This is a genomic window from Paenibacillus sp. FSL H7-689, assembly GCF_000517905.1.
Classification (GTDB): Bacteria; Bacillota; Bacilli; order Paenibacillales; family Paenibacillaceae; genus Paenibacillus; species Paenibacillus amylolyticus.
Genome location: NZ_ASPU01000002.1, coordinates 62,045 through 85,361, shown reverse-complemented (window position 1 = coordinate 85,361; position 23,317 = coordinate 62,045). Strand labels below are relative to the sequence as shown.

27 protein-coding genes and 1 other annotated feature are annotated in these 23,317 nt (G+C 45.9%); of the genes, 10 read left to right on the top strand and 17 right to left on the bottom strand.

The genetic code is table 11. The annotated features are described in order from the left end of the window. Positions 1–98: 98 nt before the first annotated feature. On the bottom strand, positions 99–317 hold the full coding sequence (locus C170_RS00385) for an alpha/beta-type small acid-soluble spore protein (RefSeq protein WP_017692386.1): 219 nt from the start codon (positions 315–317) through the stop codon (positions 99–101). 120 nt (positions 318–437) lie between these two features. Here C170_RS00385 and C170_RS00380 point away from each other — a divergent pair, with 120 nt between their 5' ends. Continuing rightward, positions 438–638, top strand: coding sequence for a hypothetical protein (locus tag C170_RS00380; protein ID WP_036605730.1), 201 nt, complete (start codon positions 438–440; stop codon positions 636–638). A 115-nt stretch (positions 639–753) separates the two neighbouring features. On the opposite strand, the gene trpS is transcribed toward C170_RS00380, so the two are convergent. Next, the gene (gene trpS, locus C170_RS00375; protein WP_036605729.1) at positions 754–1,746 is read right to left on the bottom strand and encodes a tryptophan--tRNA ligase; all 993 of its coding nucleotides are present in this window, start codon (positions 1,744–1,746) and stop codon (positions 754–756) included. 72 nt (positions 1,747–1,818) lie between these two features. Next, positions 1,819–2,087: a binding site (T-box leader), on the bottom strand. Between the two features lie 245 nt (positions 2,088–2,332). Between trpS and C170_RS00370 the strand changes: the two genes are divergently transcribed. Beyond that, positions 2,333–3,307, top strand: coding sequence for an aldose 1-epimerase (locus tag C170_RS00370; RefSeq protein WP_036605728.1), 975 nt, complete (start codon positions 2,333–2,335; stop codon positions 3,305–3,307). A gap of 205 nt (positions 3,308–3,512) precedes the next feature. Next, the gene (locus C170_RS00365) at positions 3,513–3,746 is read left to right on the top strand and encodes an alpha/beta-type small acid-soluble spore protein (protein WP_047841310.1); all 234 of its coding nucleotides are present in this window, start codon (positions 3,513–3,515) and stop codon (positions 3,744–3,746) included. Between the two features lie 85 nt (positions 3,747–3,831). Here C170_RS00365 and C170_RS00360 read toward each other — a convergent pair whose 3' ends face one another. Then, positions 3,832–4,242 carry a hypothetical protein gene (locus C170_RS00360; protein WP_036605727.1) on the bottom strand — a complete coding sequence of 137 codons (411 nt, stop codon included), beginning with the start codon at positions 4,240–4,242 and terminating at the stop codon, positions 3,832–3,834. 288 nt (positions 4,243–4,530) lie between these two features. Then, on the bottom strand, positions 4,531–6,330 hold the full coding sequence (locus C170_RS00355; protein WP_036605726.1) for a M3 family oligoendopeptidase: 1,800 nt from the start codon (positions 6,328–6,330) through the stop codon (positions 4,531–4,533). A gap of 118 nt (positions 6,331–6,448) precedes the next feature. Between C170_RS00355 and C170_RS30320 the strand changes: the two genes are divergently transcribed. Continuing rightward, positions 6,449–6,619: a YycC family protein gene (locus C170_RS30320; protein WP_017692379.1), complete on the top strand. Its 171-nt coding sequence runs from the start codon at positions 6,449–6,451 to the stop codon at positions 6,617–6,619. Further along, the gene (locus C170_RS00350) at positions 6,616–6,849 is read left to right on the top strand and encodes a hypothetical protein (protein WP_036605725.1); all 234 of its coding nucleotides are present in this window, start codon (positions 6,616–6,618) and stop codon (positions 6,847–6,849) included. The genes C170_RS30320 and C170_RS00350 overlap by 4 nt, the downstream gene beginning before the upstream one ends. A 12-nt stretch (positions 6,850–6,861) precedes the next feature. Here the strand turns inward: C170_RS00350 and C170_RS00345 are convergent, their stop codons facing one another. The 3 genes from C170_RS00345 to C170_RS30620 all read right to left on the bottom strand — a co-directional run bounded on the left by C170_RS00345 (position 6,862) and on the right by C170_RS30620 (position 8,423). Continuing rightward, on the bottom strand, positions 6,862–7,593 hold the full coding sequence (locus tag C170_RS00345; RefSeq protein WP_036605724.1) for a DUF2225 domain-containing protein: 732 nt from the start codon (positions 7,591–7,593) through the stop codon (positions 6,862–6,864). 43 nt (positions 7,594–7,636) lie between these two features. After that, positions 7,637–8,014, bottom strand: a complete 378-nt coding sequence (locus C170_RS00340) for a globin domain-containing protein (RefSeq protein WP_036605723.1) — start codon at positions 8,012–8,014, stop codon at positions 7,637–7,639. A 244-nt stretch (positions 8,015–8,258) separates the two neighbouring features. Next, a complete protein-coding gene (locus tag C170_RS30620) occupies positions 8,259–8,423 on the bottom strand; it encodes a hypothetical protein (RefSeq protein ID WP_155984997.1) in 165 nt (54 codons plus the stop codon). A gap of 152 nt (positions 8,424–8,575) precedes the next feature. On the opposite strand from C170_RS30620, the gene ylbJ reads away from it, so the two are divergent. After that, the gene (gene ylbJ, locus C170_RS00335) at positions 8,576–9,829 is read left to right on the top strand and encodes a sporulation integral membrane protein YlbJ (protein WP_036605722.1); all 1,254 of its coding nucleotides are present in this window, start codon (positions 8,576–8,578) and stop codon (positions 9,827–9,829) included. Between the two features lie 104 nt (positions 9,830–9,933). Continuing rightward, complete coding sequence (locus tag C170_RS00330; RefSeq protein WP_036605721.1) at positions 9,934–10,737, top strand: NAD kinase; 804 nt, start codon at positions 9,934–9,936, stop codon at positions 10,735–10,737. A 28-nt stretch (positions 10,738–10,765) separates the two neighbouring features. On the opposite strand, the gene C170_RS00325 is transcribed toward C170_RS00330, so the two are convergent. Both C170_RS00325 and lipA read right to left on the bottom strand, forming a co-directional pair. Next, positions 10,766–11,185: a YutD family protein gene (locus C170_RS00325; protein WP_235200693.1), complete on the bottom strand. Its 420-nt coding sequence runs from the start codon at positions 11,183–11,185 to the stop codon at positions 10,766–10,768. 14 nt (positions 11,186–11,199) lie between these two features. Beyond that, entirely contained in the window at positions 11,200–12,099 is a 900-nt protein-coding gene (gene lipA / locus C170_RS00320) for a lipoyl synthase (protein WP_036605720.1), read from the bottom strand. 241 nt (positions 12,100–12,340) lie between these two features. Between lipA and C170_RS00315 the strand changes: the two genes are divergently transcribed. Continuing rightward, on the top strand, positions 12,341–13,411 hold the full coding sequence (locus C170_RS00315) for a M23 family metallopeptidase (protein ID WP_036605719.1): 1,071 nt from the start codon (positions 12,341–12,343) through the stop codon (positions 13,409–13,411). An 86-nt stretch (positions 13,412–13,497) separates the two neighbouring features. Here C170_RS00315 and yunB read toward each other — a convergent pair whose 3' ends face one another. From yunB to zwf, 4 genes are all read right to left on the bottom strand, one after another. Continuing rightward, complete coding sequence (gene yunB / locus C170_RS00310) at positions 13,498–14,379, bottom strand: sporulation protein YunB (RefSeq protein ID WP_051446910.1); 882 nt, start codon at positions 14,377–14,379, stop codon at positions 13,498–13,500. A 263-nt stretch (positions 14,380–14,642) separates the two neighbouring features. Next, a complete protein-coding gene (gene fsa / locus C170_RS00305; RefSeq protein ID WP_036605718.1) occupies positions 14,643–15,287 on the bottom strand; it encodes a fructose-6-phosphate aldolase in 645 nt (214 codons plus the stop codon). 86 nt (positions 15,288–15,373) lie between these two features. Continuing rightward, positions 15,374–16,267 carry a phosphogluconate dehydrogenase (NAD(+)-dependent, decarboxylating) gene (gene gnd, locus C170_RS00300; protein WP_036605717.1) on the bottom strand — a complete coding sequence of 298 codons (894 nt, stop codon included), beginning with the start codon at positions 16,265–16,267 and terminating at the stop codon, positions 15,374–15,376. A gap of 539 nt (positions 16,268–16,806) precedes the next feature. After that, the gene (gene zwf / locus C170_RS00295; protein WP_036605716.1) at positions 16,807–18,261 is read right to left on the bottom strand and encodes a glucose-6-phosphate dehydrogenase; all 1,455 of its coding nucleotides are present in this window, start codon (positions 18,259–18,261) and stop codon (positions 16,807–16,809) included. Between the two features lie 415 nt (positions 18,262–18,676). On the opposite strand from zwf, the gene C170_RS00290 reads away from it, so the two are divergent. Then, positions 18,677–18,997, top strand: a complete 321-nt coding sequence (locus C170_RS00290; RefSeq protein ID WP_036605715.1) for a winged helix-turn-helix transcriptional regulator — start codon at positions 18,677–18,679, stop codon at positions 18,995–18,997. Positions 18,998–19,131: 134 nt separating this feature from the next. On the opposite strand, the gene C170_RS00285 is transcribed toward C170_RS00290, so the two are convergent. Together C170_RS00285 and C170_RS00280 are read right to left on the bottom strand one after the other, a co-directional pair. Next, complete coding sequence (locus C170_RS00285; RefSeq protein ID WP_162158943.1) at positions 19,132–19,488, bottom strand: AraC family transcriptional regulator; 357 nt, start codon at positions 19,486–19,488, stop codon at positions 19,132–19,134. Between the two features lie 237 nt (positions 19,489–19,725). Beyond that, complete coding sequence (locus C170_RS00280) at positions 19,726–20,883, bottom strand: Gfo/Idh/MocA family protein (protein ID WP_036605713.1); 1,158 nt, start codon at positions 20,881–20,883, stop codon at positions 19,726–19,728. Positions 20,884–20,991: 108 nt separating this feature from the next. Between C170_RS00280 and C170_RS00275 the strand changes: the two genes are divergently transcribed. Beyond that, positions 20,992–21,867, top strand: coding sequence for an AraC family transcriptional regulator (locus tag C170_RS00275; protein ID WP_036605712.1), 876 nt, complete (start codon positions 20,992–20,994; stop codon positions 21,865–21,867). 75 nt (positions 21,868–21,942) lie between these two features. Here C170_RS00275 and C170_RS00270 read toward each other — a convergent pair whose 3' ends face one another. Beyond that, on the bottom strand, positions 21,943–22,692 hold the full coding sequence (locus C170_RS00270) for a DUF3600 domain-containing protein (protein ID WP_036605711.1): 750 nt from the start codon (positions 22,690–22,692) through the stop codon (positions 21,943–21,945). Continuing rightward, the gene (locus C170_RS00265) at positions 22,679–23,266 is read right to left on the bottom strand and encodes a sigma-70 family RNA polymerase sigma factor (protein ID WP_036605710.1); all 588 of its coding nucleotides are present in this window, start codon (positions 23,264–23,266) and stop codon (positions 22,679–22,681) included. The genes C170_RS00270 and C170_RS00265 overlap by 14 nt, the downstream gene beginning before the upstream one ends. Between the last annotated feature and the right edge of the window lie 51 nt (positions 23,267–23,317).

Genomic DNA, 23,317 nt, shown 5'->3' with positions numbered 1-23,317 from the left:
GCACAATCAGACATAGGAACTGATACGCGAGAAAGCCCGGAGCGTTTCCGCTCCGGGCTTTCTGTTTATCCTGTTTTGTTGCTGTTGGTTAAAATAAATTATTTGCCAGACCCAGCCAGAGACTGCTCAGCGATTTGTACCAGACGTTTGGTGATATATCCACCCAAAGATCCTGTTTCACGGGAAGTGTAGTTACCATAGTAACCGTCTTGTGGGATAGTTACACCCAGTTCCTGTGCAGCCTCGATTTTCAATTGTTGCAGTGCTGAATTTGCCTGAGGTACCACCAAGTTGTTAGAACGAGATCCTTGAGCCATATTTATAATCTCCCTTCAATCTGTGTCTGTAATGTAATTGCAAGCTTGCAAGATTATTATGGCTCGTAGGCTACAGGTTATACGGAGTTTTACTAAATTTGTAGATGGAGGTTTTTCCCAATGAGTAAAGGCTTGTCTTTATGGTTCGCATTCTCTTCGATTATCTTGTTAACGGTTTCAGCAATTATGATCTCCTACTCCGGTTGGTTTGCTGCACTACTGTTTGTCCTGTCCATTGCCAACATTGGCTGGGGATTTGTGATTCGTGCCAAAAAAGAACGTCAGGAAGTTCACTCGGCTGCTTCAGAGCCCACTTCTTGATTAGGTCATTTGATAGTTCAATAATGAACGCATGAATAAAGAGGAGTCCTTCAATAGGGCTCCTCTTTATTTATGTTAACTATTCATTGCATGAAATGAAGATCTTTGTTCAGGACTACTGTTTACGTCTCGGAACAAATCCCATACGTTCTTTAACTGCATCCAACGTTTGAGCAGCAACTTCTTCTGCACGACGGGCTGACGTATCCAGAACATCCGCCAATTCGCCAGACTCACGAATCTCATTATATCGTTGTTGCAGCGGTTCAATCACAGATACAACCACTTCAGCCAGTTCCTTTTTGAACGGACCATACATCTTGCCTTCATAACGCTCAGCTACTTCCTTAAGCGTCATACCTGCACATTCAGCATAAATACTCATCAGATTGCTGACTTCCGGTTTGTTTGCCGGATCATATACGACTTCACGTCCCGAATCTGTAGTGGCACGGCTGATTTTTTTGCGAATCACATCCGGCGGATCCAGCAGGGCAATATAGCTGCCAGCGTTAGGGTTACTTTTGCTCATTTTCGAAGAGGCATCATCAAGTGACATTACCCGTGCACCCACCTGCGGAATATACGGATCTGGAATGGTGAAGTACTCCCCATAACGGTGGTTAAAACGTCCTGCCAGATCACGTGTCAGTTCCAGATGCTGCTTCTGGTCCTCACCTACTGGTACAAGGTCAGCATTGTATAACAAAATATCAGCCGCCATTAATGATGGATACACAAACAGTCCGGCACCAACCGAATCTTTACCGGATGATTTATCCTTAAACTGAGTCATACGTTCAAGCTCACCCATGGAGGTCAGCGTTGTCATCAACCAGCCCAATTCGGCGTGCTGCGGTACATGGGATTGCAGAAATACGTTAGATTTCGAAGGATCAATGCCTGCTGCAATAAACAGCGCAGCTACCGCTTCAGACTGTTCACGCAATGCTGCTGGCTCCTGAGCCACGGTGATGGCATGAAGATCAACCACCATGAAATGACATTGATAGTCATGCTGGAGTTTTACAAAATTTTTGATTGCACCAATATAGTTGCCCAATGTGAGCTTACCACTTGGCTGAATACCTGAAAGTACTGTTTTCATAACATAACGCCTCCCTGATTGTATATAAAAAACTCCTGCCATTCTCTGCGAACGCAAAAAGGCCCCACATCCGCAAGGGACGTGAGACCGTGGTGCCACCCTTATTCGCTTTTCTTCGATTGCTCCTGACCCTGAAATCAAGTCAAGCTGAAGAAATGCCTTCATTGTTCCGTAACGTGGATTATACGGCAGACTCTAGTGGGGCAAGCCCATCTCTGGCTTAACCTGTTCAAACCTACACTCAAGGGTCCATTCGGTAAAGAGCTCACACCGGTTCACATCAACCACCGGCTTTCTGGAGAGGATTCTCTTGGCCTACTTATCCCTGTCATCGATTTCATGTCATTTAATTCTAATAAATGCTTTCAGAGTTCCATCTTAATGCGCACAGGCGTGAATGTCAAAATGAGTTGAACTTTTTTACCCGAGACATCAAAATCTGTTATGATGGAATTGCTTATCCTGTTGCCTGCTTCACACGAAATAGCGCAGGAAATAGCTGGCATGTACACAACGACACGCCTGCAGCAGTAGCTTCATCACAACTGCTTGCAGACAGATTTCAAGTGGGAAAAGGAGCATCGATATGAAACAAGTGACCAAAGGCCAATGGAATGGTTACGACACGTATATCCTACATAGCCGTGAATTGGAAATCACCCTGCTGCCGCGTCTTGGAAATAATATTATTTCTATTCGCGATTTAGTGCAGGACAGAGATGTCGTCCGCCGTCCGGATGAAGACGATCTTGCCTTTTATCTGCAGAAGCCGTACCATTTTGGCGTTCCTCTCCTGATTCCACCAGGGCGCATTCATCGTGGACAATTCGAATATGAAGGCGTTCGTTACCAGTTCGATCAGAACACGGCGAATGACAACCATATTCACGGTCTCCACCGTACCCAATCCTGGTGTGTCAGTGACATTGAGGAAGATGAAGAAGGCTGTGCAATTACGACTGAATTACTAACCGAAAATGAAGAGCATTGGATGGCCCAATTCCCGATTCCCCTAAAACTTGAGATGACGTTCAGTCTGCAAAACGCTGTATTTAGCCAGCGTCTGAGAGTCACCAATCTGAGCTCAACACCTGCTCCTTTTGGGATGGGATATCATACATGGTTTTTGTTAGACGGCAAACCTGCCGACTGGACACTGCAACTGCCTGTTTCCGGAATATACGGACAGAATGAAGAACAACTACCGACAGGTGAACTGGAATCCCTGGGTGAATGGTCTGCTCTGAACGAAGGTATCAATTTGCAGGGACGTAACTGGGATACCCTGTTGAAAGCTACCGAAGGTGAACCGGCTACGGCTTACTTACGCAGGCAAGATGGATATACATTGAAATATTCAGCAGATGAAACATTTTTCAAACATTGGGTTCTCTTCACCAAAGGTGAATCCGATCAGTTCTTGTGCATTGAACCGTACACTTGGCTCCCGGATGCACCTAATTTGGCTTTATCAGATGAACAAACCGGGTTGATTCGCTTGGAACCGGAACAGCCTGTTGAGTTATTTACACGTATTGAGGTTATACCTCCTACAGACTAAGCGAGCTGATCATGCTCTATTTTGCTTTTACGCATATCACCCTATATTTTGATATCCAAATACAACTTGCCGACCCGCATTGGGTCGGCTTTTTTATGTGTCCTGTGCACTGATAGTTATCCATATTTTCCCTTACGCCATATCATGTATATTTCCGTATTCTCTAACCATACTAACATCACCAACCCATAAGGAGGTGACACATATGTACGGAAGTCAAAACCAAGGTAGCGGTAGCCGCTCCAACAACCTGGTCGTTCCCCAAGCAACAGCAGCATTGCAACAATTGAAAATTGAAGCTGCTCAAGAGCTGGGTGTAACTATTCCACAAGATGGTTACTACGGTAACTATACTTCCCGTGAGACAGGTTCTCTGGGTGGATACATCACTAAACGTCTGGTGCAAATCGCTGAGCAGCAATTATCGGGTCGTTCGTAAGCTCGTAATTATTGCTTGAGCCTAAGCAGAATCCAAAAGTAAAAGCGGCCTTCTTCGGAAGTGCCGCTTTCTCTTGTGCAACTAATTAGGAGGTCGACTCCATATCTGAATCCTTGTATGTATTGGTTCTAGGGTAACGAATCATCAGGCTCGCCATATTGTAATTAGACTCCATCGTTGCATCTACCAAAATCATACCTTGTCTTACTGTGAAGTCGTACGATATTTCGCCATGTGTCCAATTGCGTTTGAATTTCAACGTCTCCAGTGCCATTGCCCGGAAAGAAGTTCTCTGGGTTTCGTTTAGCCCCCCTTCCTCCACATCCATCTGCCCATCTCGTCCAGCTATCGGATTATGTCGAATACCGAATTTCCCAATTACGTTGTTTCGTATTTGCACAAAAACTACCCCTGAATCTAACCCTGATAACTCATGATCAAGTTCTTTGAATACCAGATCCAACTGTCTCGCTAATGAAAGCTCATCAATTTTCATATTAACACTCTCCTTATATGCTTATAGTCCTATACGGCAAGGACTTACGACTCATTATATGACATCATATGTGCTCATTCAACAAAGAACGGCAAAGTTGGGTATTTCTAACTATGAGTTGCACAATTAATTGCCATTTCACTTCCTTAAACTGAGCTTTTTCACTTAATTACGACAAAATATTCGAGAATCAAAAATGAGGATTCTGTACAAAAAAAGGCTGCAATCCTGTGTCTGTTAACACGGAATTGCAGCCTTTTCATGTATATTCAACCTATTCTATTCAACCTATTTTTCGGTTGCTGTCATCTGCAGAAACTGCTCAATATCGGCAATAACCAAGTCCGCAGCATTTTGCCAGAATTCCGGTTGTGTCAGGTCCGTACCCAGATGTTTCTGAGCAAGTTCTTCAACCGTCATACGCCCTGTATCCCGCAACAAATCATCGTATTTATCTGCAAATGCCGTTCCTTCTTGCTGTGCTCTCGCATAGATTCCCGCACTGAACATATAACCGAACGTGTATGGGAAATTATAGAATGGCACACCAGTCAGATAGAAATGCAGTTTGGATGCCCAGAAATGAGGATGATCTGATGCAAGTACACCGCAGAATGCTTCCTGCTGGGCCTCCACCATTAATTTGGATAATTCATCCGCGTTGACCAAGCCTTTTTTGCGTTGTTCATAGAAACGATTCTCAAACAGGAAACGGGCATGGATGTTCATAAAGAAAGCCACACTTCGCTGTATCTTGTCTTCCAGCAAAGCCAGCTTCTCTTGCTCATCTGTTGCCGCCTGCACCAGGGCATCTGCTACAATCAGTTCAGCAAATGTGGACGCTGTCTCAGCCACATTCATCGCATAACGCTGATTCAAGGCAGGCAGCTCTTCCATAATGTGTTGATGATATCCATGACCAAGTTCATGCGCAAGAGTCGACACATTAGATGGTGTCCCGGAGAAGGTCATGAAAATCCGGGTTGCTTTGCTAAGTGGCAAAGACGTACAGAATCCGCCTGGACGCTTGCCAGGACGGTCTTCTGCTTCGATCCAGCGTTTCTCAAAAGCCATCTCTGCAAACGAGGAAAGTTTAGGACTGAACTTGGCAAACTGTTCAACAATATTGATGGCTGCCTCATCGTAAGTGATTTTGCCACTCGATTTACCTACAGGTGCATCTACGTCGCTCCAGCTGAGCTTGTCTACCCCCAGCAATTCTGCCTTGCGCTCCAGATATTGAACAAGTGCAGGCTTGGCACCGTTAATTACATCCCACATCGTATCCAATGTCTGACGTGACATCCGGTTGATGGCCAGAGGTTCTTTGAGGATATCATCCCAGCCACGTTTCTCATATAACTTCAGACGGAATCCCGCGAGGTGATTCAGCGTGTCAGCACAGAAATCTTCGACATCGGTCCAAGCTTGCTCCCAGTTTGCGAATACCGTCTCGCGTACATTCCGATCACTATCACTCAGCTTGTTGGCAGCCTGTCCTGCGGAGAGCATCACCGTTTCCCCATCTTGCTCAAATGGAATGTTCACCTTGCTGACAATCGTGTTATAGAATTTGCCCCAACCATGGTAACCATCCACACCCAGATCCAGTGCAAGGCCTTCCAGTTCAGGCGACAGCTTCTCACGAGCCAGCGTACGACTCTCGTTCAGTACAAATGCCAGCGGCTGAATATCTTCCCGAGCAATCCAAGCGTCCCACACCGAATCCGATGTCTGACTGAGTGTATTATCAAACTTCGATTTGCTGCCGTTCAGCATCGCACCAAGGGAACTGATGGCGCCCTGAAGCTGCGTTGCCTTTTTGTCCGTCTGGTTTTGCGATGAGAGGCAGGATACAAACGCAGATCCTTCCGATATGCGGATATAACAGCTTTGCAGCAGTTCCAAAATCGGATCGAATGCAGCCGTCTCTTCTAATGAAGTCGGTGCAGCTGTTTCGTTCAACAGATGTTGCAGTTTACGTACATCCTCTTCCAGTTCAATCAGATACGCAGCAAATGTCTCGGAGGAAGAACCTCCACTAAAAATGGACTCCAGATCCCATACGGGGTGTAATGGCGTTTTCATTTAATAAGGCACCTCTCTCTATAAATTGGATGGTTAGGATTGAATTAAAAACTGGTTTTCTGTCAGCCATATCTCTATACTAGAGAAATACTTATAGCAACCTTCAGGAGGTAAACGTATGAAACCTTTACAAGTATCGGCTGATACAGCCGTCAAATTAGCAGAATCCCTGGGCGTACCTTTGGAGCACCTGATGCACATGCCCCAACATATCCTGATGCAGAAGATTGCGGAACTCGCCAAACAAGAAGCCTCCAAACCTTCCGCACCAGAAGGCGAACAAGAATGATTCCGTTTGAGAACAGCTGGCCTTACGATATTGTGATGGGAGACATCTATGTACAGCAATGTCCCTACTGTCATGCAAGCAACGTGCTGCTCCCCCTCAAACCCAAAGAGCTTGTGCTCATTCGCGAAGGCAAAAAGAAATTACTGGTCTTTCCCTGCTGTAATACAAGCATGACTGTGATCGACAACGACAGTGACTATTTGTTATCCAGCCATCCTGTCCGTAACTAATGTAAGATCAACCTAGAGGGGGCTGCGCTTTGCAGCCTCTTTGTCTGTTTCCAGCATCTCTTCAGGGAGTTCCAACTTACTTGAAATCATCTGCTCACGCAGCACGGCCCACTGTTCCCTTGAAGCACGAATCATGGCCGCATCTGTGATCCGCTTGTCATGAATGACCTTGCTGAACCATTGCACTGCTTCATTAAACCGTCCTACCCTGCGGTTCAATTCCCCGAGCAAATACAACAGTTTGGCTTCATTGCCACCCGTTCCTTCACGTTCGAACACCTTCACATAGGCTTCCAGGCTAAATTCAAGAAAACGATGTTCCTGTGCATGGTCCTCCATATAACGATACAACCAAGCTATATGATGCAACAGACCAGCGACGACACGATCTTTCTCCCGGATAACCTGTGCGCACAGCAAGGCAAGCTTGTACGTTGCCAGCGCCTGTTCCAGTGTTCGTGCTCCGCTATAATCACGTTTAACCCAGCGGTTACCGATCTGTTCCTTAAAAGCCTTGCGCTGAGCATCATTTAGATGCTCCGTTGCGTTCTCCGTCGTGGCAAACCCGCACTGCGGACAGATGCGAACCACATAAAAATCTGGATTCTCCAGCTTGTAGTAAGCACAAAAATCCGAATCCGTCCGGTAGGGCCTTTTCAAACTCGGTCTTACCCGTGAGGTTTCATACTCGGTTTCGCAATAATGGCAGGTCACTTTCACCTTATACAGCGGCTCTAATTCCAATCTCTTCCATCCCTCTCCCGTACGCTTGTAATCATATTCGGATCTACGGTGTATTCACAAAATGATGTGCAGGCCCGGATAAACGCTGCAGGATAAACGAATGCAAGGGCTCCTCCACACCAATCTGTGTTAAGGCTTGATCCATACATGCAAGCCAAGCCTCAGCCCGTTCAACCGTCACTTCAAAATGCATATGACGGGCACGCATCATCGGATGTCCAAACGCCTCGGAAAACAGCCCTGGTCCTCCAAAAAACTGAGACAAAAACATATACTGCTTGTCGATGACCGGCTGAATATCTTCCGGGAAAAGCGGAGCCAGCTGCTCATTCTGCTGAACGATCGGATAGAAAGCCTCGACCAATGCGCGAACACCTTTCTCACCGCCAAGATTGTCATAAATACTCAAACTGGGATTCATTCGTCTGATTCCCCTTTCTGATGTCGAATTTTGCCATATATTACACGTTCCGTGAACATTGTGAAAACAGTAACAATATCCAGGCCACAAAAGCCTTTATCTCCATTCTATCAAAAAAAACCAAAAAGTCCTATATAACATGAAATCATCAGGACATGTAACCTGCCATCTGTGTATAGGACCTTATTCAAAATGTAACACAAAAAAAGCGCCAACCGCTTGGGTTGGCGCACTAGATATTTCATTAATAACTCCGCCAGTCCTCTTCCTCAGAGCGTACCAGCGAGGCACGTATCACATATACAAAAGCACAGACCAGGATTCCGGTGACAAGACTCATGATCATCACTCCATCCGAATTGAATTCCACCTTGGAGACAATTAGGTGACGTTCAGGCGTTTTTCTCATTTTAGCACACATCACTCAAAAACACAGCCACTTTTGCAAACGCTTTCTACGTATAATTTTGTACTGTTTGTCCACTTTTTTTCATATATTGATGGCAATAACACCACAGACTTCCGCACACCGACCATTCCAAAAATAAAGGAGAAGAATTCATGGCTGCTTCACAACGACTCACCCATGTCCTGGTCACACTCGCTCTCCTGACCCTTTGTGTGTTAATGGTCTTGTATCCAGCGGAAACCTGGCATGCAGGTGTACGCGGACTGTCCATCTGGTGGGACGTATTGTTTCCCTCCCTTTTTCCTTTTTTGGTGCTGTCCGAGCTGCTGCTCGGCTTTGGCATTGTTCATTTTCTAGGTACCTTGCTGAATCCACTGATGCGTCCATTGTTTCGTGTTCCCGGAAGCGGTGGTTTTGTATTTGCCGTGAGCTGTGCATCAGGTTATCCTACAGGGGCGAAACTGACCGCTCAGTTATGGGAACAAAAGCTGGTTACCCGGGAAGAAGGAGAACGGCTCGTTGCCTTCACTACATCATCCGATCCGATCTTCATGATTGGAGCGGTATCGGTTGGGTTCTTCCATAATGTCGCCATTGCTCCAGTATTGGTTGCGAGCCATTACGCTGCAGCTTTTCTGGTGGGTATGCTCATGCGTTTTCACGGGGGTACAGCAAAAGGCTCACACCCAGACAGTTCTTCTGGATCTCCAACGGAGGGGATACCTAGAAACAGACTGGTCCGGGCCATCTATGCGATGCATGAAGCAAGAAAAGCTGACGGGCGGGCATTTGGTGAACTGCTGCGCCAGGCAGTCTCCTCATCCCTTCGCCTTATTATTATCGTAGGAGGGCTGGTTGTATTCTTCTCGGTCATGATGGAGCTACTTGTCCAGACCGGTTGGCTTGGCGGATTATACGGGATAACCGAGCAATTGTTACGACATAGCGGACTGCCTCCATCCTTATCTCCTAGCTTGGTCGGTGGGCTGTTTGAAGTAACGCTGGGGAACAAAGAGGCTGGGAGTGCCGGGGCATCCATCCCACTCGTCTATAAAGTAGCAGCAGCAGCCTTTGTTCTCTCCTGGGGTGGATTATCCGTCCATGCACAGATTATGAGTGTTCTTAGCAACACACCCATGAGATACGGTCCATTTCTATTTGCCAGAGCAATCCATGCGCTAATCGCACCTATGCTGGTCCTGCTGTTGTGGACACCCATGATGGGACGTTCCTCTTCACCCGTTCTCATGGAGCCCGGTTTCATCCCATCGTTATCAACGTATACACCGGACTGGGGACTGATTTTTTTATCCGGAATGATTGTTTTTGTAAGCCTCATCGTGTTGTTATTATTTCTTGCGATATTAAGTTCCATTCTCAAACCTAGACGACATGCCAAAAAATAAGTGAACGATTCATCTATATTTAACTGAATATGCGCCCAAACGTTGTGTTCTTCAGCGGAATTGATTATCATCGGTAGTATAATGACCACAAAGGAGCTTTCATCTTGAGATACTATGTTCAAGACCGCGGAGACCAGTTATCGATTGATCTCAGTCAGCAGTTTCATGCGCTGGCGAAGGAAGAAGGGTTCAAGCTGGATGCAGAATCGCCGGAGATTGTTATCTCCATCGGGGGCGATGGTACGATGCTACAGGCATTTCACAATTTCATCGACCGTATTCCGGATATTGCTTTTGTTGGGGTTCATACAGGCCATCTCGGCTTTTACGCCGATTGGAAGAAGGAAGAATTACCGGAGTTAGTCAGGCTGATGAGTGGCAAGGGAGATCCGGAGCGTCTCAAACCACGCATTGTACAATACCCACTCTTGGAGCTTGAGATTCGTAAAAAGTCAGGGAATTCCTCTTACATCGCCCTTAATGAATTTACGTTAAAAGGTGTAGACGGTACCGTCGTAGCCCAGGTCGATATTAACGATGTGACATTTGAGATGTTCCGTGGGGATGGCATCTGTGTATCCACGCCATCAGGCAGCACGGCATACAACAAGGCCCTTGGCGGTGCCATGGTTCATCCAACCATCGAGGCGATTCAGATTGCGGAGATTGCATCGATTAATAACCGGGTCTATCGTACACTTGGTTCACCGGTTATTTTGCCCAAGCATCATCATTGTGATATTTTCTCCCGCAAGGATCAGCGGTTATTGATGACGATTGATCATGTGAATGTGATGGTGGAGGATCTGATCTCCGTCCGTTGTCAGGTATCCAGTCACAAGGTCAGTTTCGCACGTTTCCGCCCTTATCCATTCTGGAACCGGGTTCGCACGGCATTTCTTGACTAAAATAAACACACCAAAAAAGCGGTCCTTCTCAGGAACCGCTTTTTGCTTTGGCTTGAGGTTGATCCTTGCTCTTCTGAAGTACAAAGTACGCACAGCCAAAGTTACAATATTCATTGATATAATCCACCATACTGGCAATCGTGGAATCCTTCGTTGCTTTTGGATGGTTATCACGGTAAAAACCTTTTAACCTCAACTGGCTATAACCCCAGTCTCCGATAATATAATCATAACGCTCCAGCACTTCACTGTAACGATCACGGAAGACCTCTGGATTCCAGCCCTCTTTGTGGTTCTGGACGATTTCATAATTTTTGCCGCCGATCTGTACAATGACCGGTTCTTTGGGCTTTTCCTCAACTGATTCAACAACTGATTCCTGAACCGGCTCCTGGATCTGCTCCTGAAGTTGGTCCTGAATCTGTTCTGTGATTTTTTCTTCTTCCAATCCGGTATCCTCCATCACGCGTGTGTTGCCGCCTGTTCAGCATGTTTGGTAGCCGATTTCACCTGTTCATGCGCATGGTAGGAGCTGCGTACCATCGGGCCGGATTCGACGTGGCTGAACCCACGTTTTAATCCTTCCTGTTTCAATGCAGCAAACTCCTCTGGCGGATAATACTTTTCAACATACAGATGTTTCTCCGATGGCTGCAAATATTGACCAATCGTCATAATATCACAGTTCACCGCACGAAGATCATCCATTGTTGATAAAATTTCATTATATTCCTCACCTACACCAAGCATAATGCTTGATTTCGTAGGGATGTTAGGTTGCATCTCTTTGGCACGAGCAAGCAATTCCAGTGAACGTTTATATTTCGCCTTGGCACGCACTTTGTCTGACAACCGCTCAACCGTCTCAATATTGTGATTCAGAATGTCCGGTTTGGCATCCATTACAATCTGCAAAGATTCCCGATCGCCCAGAAAGTCTGGAATGAGTACTTCAACGCTGCACAATGGCAACCGTCGTCTTACGGCCTTCACGGTCTCTGCAAAAATCGTAGCTCCACCATCTTTCAGGTCATCACGGGCTACACTTGTAATTACGCAGTGTTGCAGATTCATCTGCTCTGCTGCTTCCGCCACACGTTCTGGTTCCTGCAAATCAAGCTCCGTTGGCAAGCCTGTATTCACCGCGCAAAAACGGCATGCCCTTGTGCAAATGTCGCCCAAAATCATAAAAGTGGCCGTTCGATTGGCCCAGCATTCATAAATATTCGGACACCGTGCTTCCTCACATACCGTATGCAGCGTTTTGGAACGCATCATCGATTTCATTTCCTGATAGTTATCGCCGGTTGTCAATTTGATCCGAATCCAATCCGGCTTCGGTTCTTTAACACGTTTAGCCAATGCATAAACCTTCTTTCTACTGAAGTTAGGCTGTTGCTCGGAACATATTATACCATGAAAGCGCTGGAAAAACCCCCATTTGTCACATCTTGTGCATTCATGCCCGATATGGACAATTTGTATAATTGGATTCCCCCCCAAGAGCTTACATGGATAAAATGAGAACTTTTGAAGAACGCTAACCTTTAGCTTGGTTCATCGGGTACCTTGTATCATTCTAATGGAAAGGGGCTGCATCCCAGTGCAACAACGCTTGACCTTCAGGCACACGTACCGCTTTTGGATCAAAACATTACTTGCAGGTACTCTGCTTCTCCCATTCTTGCCTGTTGAAGTTTACGGTGAACCCGCCCAGGCCGCTCCCAAACCACAGGTTGCCGAGTTAAAACCCGCAGAAATTTTCGCTGCACGTCGCCATTTATATGAAACCATCGGTCAGATGACTCAGATTCCCTGGTACAGGCTTGCCGCCATTGATCAGTATGAACGAACGATTACTCGTGCACACCCAAAGGATCGCAAGCATCCGGAGCGGCTTACGGGTATCTTCATGACCCCTCCGGCCTGGAGAGGATGGCTAAATCCCGATGAGACGGATCAACATCCGGAATCCATTCTTTTTTTCAAAGGATATGGACGTGATGGTTCAGGAGACGGTATAGCGGATGCCAACAATGATCAGGATGTGCTGTACAGCATGGCTTCTGTTATTCAAGGTTACGGGAACAAACAAGAGGACTTCAACATTGCCTTGTGGGAATATTATCACAACTCCCGTGCTGTGCAACGGATACAGCAATTCGCGAAGTTATATGAGCATTTTAACAATCTGGATCTATTCGGACATGCCTTTCCGGTCCCGCTCGGAACCAACTACTCCTATCGCAGTACCTGGGGGACAAAAAGAAGCTGGGGCGGTTATCGCATTCATGAGGGAACAGATATTTTCGCTCCGCATGGCCTGCCTGTGCGCAGTACCTGTTACGGGGTCGTGGAAATCAAAGGCTGGAATCCGTTTGGTGGCTGGCGCATCGGAATCCGTGATTTGAACAATCATTATCACTATTACGCCCACCTTTCGGGTTTTGACAAAAGTGCACGCATCGGTGAAGTTGTGATCCCCGGTCAGGTCGTAGGTTGGGTTGGCAGTTCGGGTTACGGGAAACCTGGGACACAGGGCAAATTCCCTCCACATCTGCACTATGGGATCTATCGCGACAGCGGACTGCACGAATGGTCGTTCGACCCTTATCCACAACTGAAACATTGGGAACAAGATGAACGCAAACAAAAGAACAAGAAAAGTAAGTGAGACGAGGATATGCACGATAAGTATTCGAAAAAGGGACCTCTTTAATAGAGGCCCCTTTCTTTGCTTACAATTCAAATTTGTGTGTATCATGGGTGCGCGTCCTTATTGAGCTGTAATCCCCCATTCACATCAGGCAGATCATCCGGTTCAATTTCTTCAAGTTCATTCCCTTGCAAATGGTCTGACGGCGTCTGTTGCTGATTCTGGCTAGGGGGATTCGTAGTTACTCCATTACCGCTTGATACACCCGTATGACCTGATGGCAGCGCAATAGCTGGGGCATTACTACCGTTACTGCCCACTGGCTTGCCCTGATTATCGTAATAATACATTGGCACATCCCCGACAACCAAAAGGTAGGAAATCGGAATTTCCGTATCAACCGTTTCGGGTTCCATGTCGAAGGGCACCACGACCGCGACCTCAGCAATGATGTGAATGTACACTTCCACCAAAATCATGTTAATACCCGCATTCTGTTGACGGGTGTTCAGGTCCACTTTGACAGCTCCTTGGGGCTCAATACGAACCGGTATACTCGGGCCAAATGAAGCCAACACCGGACTGCCCAGCGCCTGCCCCAGCGGGATTTTTTCTTTTAACATGTGTACATTCTGCAGCGTGGATTGCACAATATTCATCGTACTTGCGGTGATTCGCATATGCTCATTGTAGTTCAGCATGAAACCGGACACTTTCCCGGCGGTATCCGTCTTCCAGTCAATCAGTCCTTCGTTGGTTTTGCCATCTGCAACCTGTGCTGTAATCGCCTTGTTGATTGCTTCAGTCGCAATCTGTTTCACTCTGATCTTGGCCAAGTGCATGATGGGGGGCTTCATCTTTTTATCCACATAAGCAAAGCCCTGCATCAAACAAAACGCGGTGACCAATAAAATGATCAACCACATTTTGCGTTTGCCGCTTGGCGGCTTACGGCGTCTCCGGCTTCGCCATTTTCTTCTCATCATCGAAGTGTCCCTCCCCTACGGGATGAGCTATAGGCTATATGTTAACCTTATGCACCGTTGTCCCGAAAAAGAAGGACAGTACGTGGACACTGGACAGAAAGTAACAACAACATGAAAGGGACAAGTACTCCTCATTGGTTAAACTAACCTCGAATCGGAAACTACATAAACAGAGATAAAAAAACCTTTCACCCGCAAATTACTCTGCAAGGCGAAAGGTTTTATGTTCAGACCACCCAAAGATTCAGGCCAGGTCTATCCTTTTATTTCGGAACAGATTCCCAGTCTTTCAGGAAACGTTCAATTCCGCTGTCCGTCAGTGGGTGTTTCCAAAGTGTCGGCAGAAGCGAACCCGGAATGGTGGCAATATGCGCACCCGAAAGGGCTGCATCCTCTACATGTTTGATATTGCGAATGCTTGCTGCGATAATCTCGGAAGGCAGATCATACATGTCCAGAATAAGACGCAGATCACGAATCAATTTCATACCATCCACCGCAATATCATCCAAGCGACCAACGAATGGACTGATGTAGGTTGCACCGGCTTTCGCCGCCATCAGGCCCTGTGCTGCGGAGAAAATCAGCGTTACATTGGTTTTGATCCCTTTTTGCGTCAACTCATGACAAGCGTACAGCCCATCTTCGGTCATCGGCAATTTAATGACTACATTCGGTGCCCATTCTGCAATTTCATAAGCTTCCTTCAACATATCCTCGGCTTTGAGACCGATGACTTCAGCACTGACCGGGCCTTTAACAACGCCACAGATCTCCTGAATGACTTCTTTAAATACGCGACCTTCTTTGGCAATCAAAGACGGGTTAGTCGTGACTCCATCCACCAGACCCAGACGTTCGATCCGTTTGATTTCTTCCACATTCCCTGTATCCAAGAAAAATTTCATGATATGTTACCTCCACTTGATGAATTCGTAAACACGATATAAGTCATTACCCGATGTTCATCATATGTTAACAGTTATATATAAAATTAATTTTTCTCTACAGCGTGACCGCCAAATTCATTACGCAATGCTGCTACCACTTTACCTGTGAACGTGTCTGTCTCCAGGGAACGGTAACGCATCAGCAAAGACAAAGCGATAACCGGTGTAGCGGTTTGAAGGTCAAATGCCGTTTCTACCGTCCAACGTCCTTCACCGGAAGAGTGCATTACGCCTTTAATCTCATCGAGGTTTGCATCTTTGGAGAAGGCACGTTCTGTCAGCTCCATCAACCAAGAGCGGATAACGGAACCGTTGTTCCATACGCGAGCCACTTGTTCGAAGTCGAAATCAAATCCACTTTTCTCCAATACGTCAAAACCTTCACCGATGGATGCCATCATACCGTACTCGATACCATTGTGAACCATTTTGAGGAAGTGACCGCTGCCCGCTTTACCTGCATACAGGTAGCCGTTCTCTACGGAAGTATCATTAAATGCCGGTTCAACGATTGCCCAAGCTTCCGGGTCTCCACCGATCATATAACATGCTCCATTACGTGCGCCTTCCATACCGCCAGATGTACCTGCATCCATGTAGTGAATGCCTTTAGGTTTCATCTCTTCGTAACGACGAATGGATTCTTTGTAGTGGGAGTTACCCGCTTCAATAATGATGTCACCTTTGGACAACAATGGGCTAACTTCAGCCAATACAGCGTCTACTACATTGTGGGGAACCATGATCCACAATACACGTGGGGATTCGAGTGAAGCCACCATCTCTGCGTAAGAAGATACGCCTTCAGCGCCATATTCTTTCATTTCATTTACTGCTTCAGCGTTCAGGTCAAAAGCAACCACTTCGTGTTTGTGATCAATCAGGTTTCTACCCAGGTTCAATCCCATTTTTCCTAATCCTACAAGTCCAAGTTTCATTTCAAAATCCTCCTGTTATGAACAATGTTTAAATTTCATTTTGTTGCAGAGCGCCAGACTACATTGCCGTTTCGCAGCAACCGTTCCGGTTACGGCTCGTTCTTTCGATCGCTGTTGTATCCAAATTTCTTTTCATCAACCTTTAAATTGATGAAATTTGGATACAAAGGCGAACGCTTTGCTTCTACAGAATCGATTCCGTACCCTACACTACATCGCTACTTAGGCAAAAAATTCAGTGCGTCCGCTAATCTATATTCAAAAATTTTCACGGCCTTCCGGCCAATAACCGGAAGGACTTATGCAAAATTGGAACGGTATGATTCGTAATAGTTACTGTATATCTCAGTATTTTGCATCATTCGATCCAAACTCGCATAAGAGTACAAGCAGCTCTATGGGAATAAAACATTTCGTTCTATATCCTGTTAACTTGGAAAGGTTTGTTTGGATTTGTGCAAATGATTATTTGTGAGCAGAACGGATTGTAAAGTTGTTTTTACTATTTGTGTTCTCTTATGCTCACTCTTTCGTTTCACTTACCACCAACGGTAGCCGTCTGCTGCTGTCAGGCGATCTGCTGACTCTGGTCCATGCGAACCTGCACTGTACGTATCCAGTGGCACGCTGCCCGCTTCGAATGCTTCCTGAATCGGTTGCACCCATTGCCATGCCAGCTCCACTTCGTTCCAGTGTGCGAAAAATGTGGAATCCCCACGCATCGCATCAAAGATCAGATTCTCGTAAGCTTCAGGGATGTTACGTTTACCTGAGTTGAAGGTCATATGCATTGGTTCCACTTCACCATGGTTCAATGGATTCTTCGCATTTAATTGAAGCGAGATGCTTTCTCCCGGACCAATTTCAATCGTCAGCAGGTTAGGTTCCGTTGTATTTTCGGATTCATGACCGGTCTTCAGTGGTGCCTTGAACTCAACAACGATTCGGGTGGATTTCTCAGCCAGGCGTTTACCTGTACGGATATAAAATGGAACCTCACTCCAGAATGGATCATCGATCCAAAGTCTTGCAGCAACATAGGTCTCGTTCTGAGATCCGGCTGGAATACCAGGCTCGTCCAAATATCCAACAACCGAGGAACCTTGCAGCTCACCTGCTGCATATTGCGCACGAACAACTTCAGAAGCGATATTTTCTTTTGTCAACGGACGAAGTGCCTCAGCAATTTTCTGCTTTTTGAATTGAATTTCTTCCGGTGTGCAACGTTTTGGCAAATGCAAACCAATCATCATCAGCAACTGAAGCATATGGTTTTGGAACATGTCACGAAGGGCACCACTTTGGTCGTAATACGCGGCACGTTCTTCAACACCCACCGTCTCACTAGCCGTGATCTGTACATTGGCAATATAACGGTTAGACCACAACGCCTGAATCACCGGATTTGCATAGGTGAGCGTCTCAATATTTTGAACCATCGGTTTACCGAGGAAATGGTCAATGCGATAGATTTCTTCTTCCGCAAAGGTATTGCTCAGTTTTTCGTTCAAATCACGAGCTGATTGCAGGTCGTGTCCGAATGGTTTTTCGATAATCAATTTCTTCCAGCCTTTGGTGTTACCCAGGCCACTTTCTTGAATGTTTAATGCGATTGGCTCAAAGAATTCCGGTGCCACCGACATGTAGAACATGCGGTTTTCGGGAATGTTAAGCTCTTGTTCACGCTGTTGAACCAGTTCCAACAGTTTGGTGTAATCTTCAAGCTTCGTATTATTTAAAGAACAATAACGGAAAGCGCCAATGAAATCACGAACCTGAGATGCTTCTTCCGGCGTCTGACGTGAGAATTCATGCAGTGACTTTTCAACATTCGCCTGGAAGTCCGTATCCGACAATTCACGTCGTCCCAATCCGATAACGGAGAAGGATTTCGGCATTTTCTGATCCATGTACAAGTTATATAATGCAGGGTAAATCTTGCGTTTGGCTAAATCGCCTGTTGCCCCGAACAGGACAAATGTCATTGCATCCATTGGAGTGCCTCCTGTGATCTGTGCAGTATAGTATATGATGTTGCAAAATGTTCAAATCCAAGCATGACAAAAGACGGAATAAGTGGGTGTGTTCCCCGCCTTGCCTCCGTTTATATAACGCACCTGAATTCAACCATGGAACATTCCTTCTCTCCACAACCTGTGTTTAGGTTATAAATTGTAACCATTTGAATTAACGTTACCCATATTACACCTGTCGTCACAATTCGTCAATAATCGTGTCGAACCTGTGAACTCCAGTGTTTATAGGGTTTTTATTTGATGATAACGCTTTATGTGGTAACATTAAGAACAATTGGTATGTGACATTTTACACATATGGCCTGTGGACAAGTAGGTTACAATAAGTATACTAATGATATTACAAGCAATACTAAACCAAAGGAGTACAATCATGAGCGATGATGAGAATGCCAAGCAAATATGTACAAAAGTGGAACAATCTTATCAGATCATTGGCCGAAAATGGGTAGCCCTCATTATCCATGCGTTGATGGAGGAACCCAAACGCTTCAGTGAGATTCACGCTTATATCCCTGACTTGAGCAAACGTGTGTTAAATGAGCGAATGAAGGAACTGGAGGAAGAAGGCCTTGTGGTTCGCCATGTGGTCACGGAACGTCCAGTTCGGACTGAATATATGTTGTCACGAAAAGGAACGGAACTTGGGAGAGCGCTAAGCGCCGTGGAACGTTGGGCTGATAAGTGGTTGTAACAGTTTGAGGAATCCTTAATGTTTATTTAGCTTGAAGGTAACCGATGTGCAATCCCGGAGGTGAGTATCGCTTTTAGCAACTGGCTAGTGCAATCCGCATCCGGGATTTTTTTAATTGGAACGGTGAATACTAATTAAATATAGAGACGTAATAACGCTATTATTTTGCAAACTAAAATAATGCTTACTGCACCGTTCAAATTATTGTCGATACTACAGCGGGTTCTTTTAGGCAGATTTGGGAAATAACTGGATGAAATACATCCGTTCAGAAATCTGGCACGTCTGCCAATCTCCTCCACTGAAAATGTTGTTATATCAAGGCATAAGTAGTCCTGCTTCAACCTTCGAGCTGTGACGTAATCCGTAATGCTGCTACCTGTCTCTTGATGAAAAATGCGGGAAGCATACGATTTGGACAGGTGAACATCTGCCGCCATCTTGCCCAATCTGACCTCATATTCGAAATGCTCTTCAATCCAGCGCATCATCTTCTCCAAGTGTCTAAAATGACGTGAATCCGCTAACTGTAAAAGCGCTATATTTGCACCCTCTTTCTGTTGATCCAATCCCTGACTATGGAGATTATGATCTTGAAGCGAATACGAGTTACATGGATGGAAAAACCAAGTGTATTGATTTTTTATGGTGATGTAGGTGTAATCGACCTAGTACAAAAAAAGATGCCATTCTCACTTATGTGAGGGGCATCTTTTTCACGTAAAACACTACGAATCCAACTTGCTCCCGAGTGTAATACTCGTATCCTCGAAGTTGTCCACCGTCGTCTTTTTTTCATAAAAGTGTACGGCATGTTGCATAATTCCTTCTCTTGTGTAAAACGCGTCTTCCGCTCCTAGTGGAAAAACAACCTTTTCTCCCGTACTTGCCGACTTATAGATACCCACAATCAGTTCGAGTGTATTCCGACCACTTTGGCCATCCACCAGAAGGGGTGATCCTGTCTCAATAGCATTTAACACATTCTCAACTTGCCCAGCGTGACCGACATGAGTAACATCCGGTAATTCGTCAGCGATCTTCTGAATCTGGTGTTCCAACTCTCGATTCGGTTCCGGAAATCCGTTATTCCGCGCGGTAGAAGCAACCACTTTCCAAGGTGCAGATACCCGGGCTTCTTTGCCCTGAAAAATTAACTGCTGATCCTCTCCATGATGTACGACGGAACTGGTAATCATGCCAAGCGCCCCTTCCTGGAAGCGAAGCATCGCCATGGATATATCCTCAACTTCGGCATTATCATGTGCCGAATTTGCCATCATGGCCTGTAATTCCACTGGAGGTCCCATCATCCAAAGCATGGCATCAATATGATGCACCGCATGATTAAGGGTACAGCCTCCGCCTTCTTTTTCCCATGTCCCGCGCCACCACAGATCATAATAATTGTGGCCACGCCACCAGAACGAATCAACCTGCACATGTACAATCGGTCCCATCCGTTTACTGTCCAGCACACCTTTTAACTTCATCATTGGTGTCGTAAAACGATTCTGTGCTACTACGGATAACAACTTGCCACTTGCTTGCGATGCTCTCAACATCAGATCCGCTTCCTCCAGGGAAGAAGCCATCGGTTTTTCGACCAACACATGTGCACCTGCTTGCATGAAATCACACGCAATGGGAGCATGCGTATATGGCGGCGTACAGACTGATACCAGATCAATGTTTTGGGCAAGTAACTCTGTGTAATCCGTGACAGCTTGTGCACCTTCCAGACCATATTCATTAATTCGCTTCTGTGCTTTTTCCACGTAGATATCGACCACAGCAACAATCTGACATCGCTCAGGGAACGACATATATGCTGAGATATGTGCTCCACTAATTGCACCTGCTCCGATAATCGCCACTTTTAACATCGTTGCATACCTCCCTTATTCCCTTCACAATACACAATAATAAAGCGCTTTTATGCGTTCATCTTGTGCTAAAATAAAACTATCTTGCGCATGATTAGGGAGGCATTTATGAAGTCCATTTTTCTGGGAGAACAATTTAATCTGGTCTGTCGTCGTACATCCAACACTACGTCTCGCGAAGTGTTCCATGCTCATTCGCAGCTGGAGATAACCTATATTCACGAAGGATATGGGCAGTTGATAACCGAAGGTCAGGTTTTCTCCCTTGAACCCGGTATGCTCATGATTTTTCGACCTTTTCAATTGCACCACATCCAGATTCAAGTATCCAGACTGCAGCCTTTCATTCGAAATGTACTCATGGTTGAACTTGATCTACTGAAGGCACATTGGCCCCAATTTATCGTTACTCACGACTTCATACAGGATCTGCTGGAAGAGCAATCCCCCATTCAGCCCATCCGACTTGCTGCCACATCCCCACTCGTTGAACGAATGGAACAATATGCAGATACGTATCCAGGTCTGCTTCCTCACGAAATAGAGGAGGATACACGCCTCTTTTTATTGGATCTGCTCGCACAACTTCGCTATCTGTGGCAGGACGGGCAGCAAAGCTGCTCCCAAGATGTACTTTCGTCCAGTGCTAACGTTCTTCACCCTCATGCCGAAGCCATCATGCAATGGATTGAACAGCATTACCAGGAGCCTTTTCGTTTGGAGCATATCGCAGATACACTTCATCTGTCCCCCTACCATCTATCTCATGTATTCAAAAAAGCGACCGGCACCACCATTGTTGCTTATGCTCAAGCTACCCGCATTCGTCATGCCTGCGTGTTGCTCACCCGTTCCTCGCTCACCGTTCCCGAAATCGGTCACCGTGTCGGTATGGCCAGCCCCTCCTACTTTTGCAAAGTATTCCGTACTACCACAGGCTCTACACCACATCAATATCGGCTGAAGGTGCAGGGGAGGAAGTAATGGATCACAGCAACAAAAAAGAAGCGAAAGAATTCACTTCTCCGCTTCTTCTCGTACAAACCGATTTCACTTGCTTCACCGCACATCAAGCCCCAACTTCTCCAAATACGGAATAAGTCGCTCTCTTAATTGCCTCAAATCATCCTTCTGTTCCACTGACAAGCGCTCATCATGAATGCTTCCATCCTTGTCTACCACCATCACTTCATACGCCTTCATTTGTTCATACACAGATTTGAACTCGGTAAACTCCTCTTTAGTTAACATCTCCTCCGCCCGCGCCAACTGCTCCGTCCAGAATTGTTGCTCATTCATAGGATCCTTTTGTGAAGCAGTACTCACAGCTTCCAGCTTCTCGAAAAACGGTTCCAGCTCGGCTACAAGAAGGTTATATCGTTCCTGCTCCACTGTACTCCACTGCTCTGGATGCATATTGCCCTGAGAATCGGCATACTTCACGGCCATTTGCCCTAATTGCTTCAGCAAGTCCATATATTGAACAAATTCTTCTTCGCTGAAATGGGCCTTGGCCGTCTGCAGCTTTGCTTCCAACCTCATATAATCTTCAGCTGTTCCCCCCATAGCTTTGATATTCTCCTGTGAACCATATATTCCGTCTGCGAGATAGGTGTATCCTGCGTAGGCTCCGGTGGGTATAATGAGCACAACAGCTAATAGTCCAGTGATCAGCCATTTTTTTCGATTTCTTCTGATGTGTGAATCATTTCGAATACTATCCATCATTTTATGTTTAATTCTCGCAGGAACGGACCAGTCTTTGGTCTCTTCCTGGTAGGCTGTTCGCAACTGTTCATCGAGTTTCATGCAGATCCTCCACCTTTCCCCGCAATCTTGGATTCATCTTCTCTTTCTGTCTTAACTTCGCCAGCGCCGCATGTATGCGCGATTTTACGGTTCCAAGTGGAATTTCCAATATGCCAGCAATCTCCTCTTGCGTGTATTCATTTAAATAATGAAGTGTAACCACCTGCTGCAGCTTGTACGGTAAACGGCACACCTGTTCCAGCAGAGGACGATTTGCCAGTTTGTTGACCAGATCAGTGGAAAAATCATATTCTAGTCCCACGTCAGATTTCTCGATCCGCTTGCCAAACCGAAACTGCATCAATCTTTTGCGTCGATAACTCTGAACCTGTCGCATCGTCACCCCCATCAACCAGGGACGAAAAGCACGCTCCGCATCATATCGCGCCAATGATCGATACGCCTGAATGTAAATCTCCTGTACTACATCCTCCGCATCAGACTTGTCCTTGATGAGAAATCGCACAGTTTGATATATCCTCGTCACTGTTTTCTCATATAATTCTCCATATGCTTCTTCATGCCCCGCCCGTATTAACGTTACAAGTTCTATGTACTCATCTTGTTCACTCATTATCCATTCCCCTCCTCCTTACACTATATATTGGCATGCCAGCATCATATC

Excerpts from the sequence above, each read along its gene's own strand:
- C170_RS00385 (WP_017692386.1), bottom strand. The coding sequence starts at position 317 with ATGGCTCAAGGATCTCGTTCTAACAACTTGGTGGTACCTCAGGCAAAT.
- C170_RS00380 (WP_036605730.1), top strand. The coding sequence starts at position 438 with ATGAGTAAAGGCTTGTCTTTATGGTTCGCATTCTCTTCGATTATCTTG.
- trpS (WP_036605729.1), bottom strand. The coding sequence starts at position 1,746 with ATGAAAACAGTACTTTCAGGTATTCAGCCAAGTGGTAAGCTCACATTG.
- C170_RS00370 (WP_036605728.1), top strand. The coding sequence starts at position 2,333 with ATGAAACAAGTGACCAAAGGCCAATGGAATGGTTACGACACGTATATC.
- C170_RS00365 (WP_047841310.1), top strand. The coding sequence starts at position 3,513 with ATGTACGGAAGTCAAAACCAAGGTAGCGGTAGCCGCTCCAACAACCTG.
- C170_RS00360 (WP_036605727.1), bottom strand. The coding sequence starts at position 4,242 with ATGAAAATTGATGAGCTTTCATTAGCGAGACAGTTGGATCTGGTATTC.
- C170_RS00355 (WP_036605726.1), bottom strand. The coding sequence starts at position 6,330 with ATGAAAACGCCATTACACCCCGTATGGGATCTGGAGTCCATTTTTAGT.
- C170_RS30320 (WP_017692379.1), top strand. The coding sequence starts at position 6,449 with ATGAAACCTTTACAAGTATCGGCTGATACAGCCGTCAAATTAGCAGAA.
- C170_RS00350 (WP_036605725.1), top strand. The coding sequence starts at position 6,616 with ATGATTCCGTTTGAGAACAGCTGGCCTTACGATATTGTGATGGGAGAC.
- C170_RS00340 (WP_036605723.1), bottom strand. The coding sequence starts at position 8,014 with ATGAATCCCAGTTTGAGTATTTATGACAATCTTGGCGGTGAGAAAGGT.
- C170_RS30620 (WP_155984997.1), bottom strand. The coding sequence starts at position 8,423 with ATGAGAAAAACGCCTGAACGTCACCTAATTGTCTCCAAGGTGGAATTC.
- ylbJ (WP_036605722.1), top strand. The coding sequence starts at position 8,576 with ATGGCTGCTTCACAACGACTCACCCATGTCCTGGTCACACTCGCTCTC.
- yunB (WP_051446910.1), bottom strand. The coding sequence starts at position 14,379 with ATGATGAGAAGAAAATGGCGAAGCCGGAGACGCCGTAAGCCGCCAAGC.
- fsa (WP_036605718.1), bottom strand. The coding sequence starts at position 15,287 with ATGAAATTTTTCTTGGATACAGGGAATGTGGAAGAAATCAAACGGATC.
- gnd (WP_036605717.1), bottom strand. The coding sequence starts at position 16,267 with ATGAAACTTGGACTTGTAGGATTAGGAAAAATGGGATTGAACCTGGGT.
- zwf (WP_036605716.1), bottom strand. The coding sequence starts at position 18,261 with ATGGATGCAATGACATTTGTCCTGTTCGGGGCAACAGGCGATTTAGCC.
- C170_RS00290 (WP_036605715.1), top strand. The coding sequence starts at position 18,677 with ATGAGCGATGATGAGAATGCCAAGCAAATATGTACAAAAGTGGAACAA.
- C170_RS00285 (WP_162158943.1), bottom strand. The coding sequence starts at position 19,488 with ATGATGCGCTGGATTGAAGAGCATTTCGAATATGAGGTCAGATTGGGC.
- C170_RS00280 (WP_036605713.1), bottom strand. The coding sequence starts at position 20,883 with ATGTTAAAAGTGGCGATTATCGGAGCAGGTGCAATTAGTGGAGCACAT.
- C170_RS00275 (WP_036605712.1), top strand. The coding sequence starts at position 20,992 with ATGAAGTCCATTTTTCTGGGAGAACAATTTAATCTGGTCTGTCGTCGT.
- C170_RS00270 (WP_036605711.1), bottom strand. The coding sequence starts at position 22,692 with ATGAAACTCGATGAACAGTTGCGAACAGCCTACCAGGAAGAGACCAAA.
- C170_RS00265 (WP_036605710.1), bottom strand. The coding sequence starts at position 23,266 with ATGAGTGAACAAGATGAGTACATAGAACTTGTAACGTTAATACGGGCG.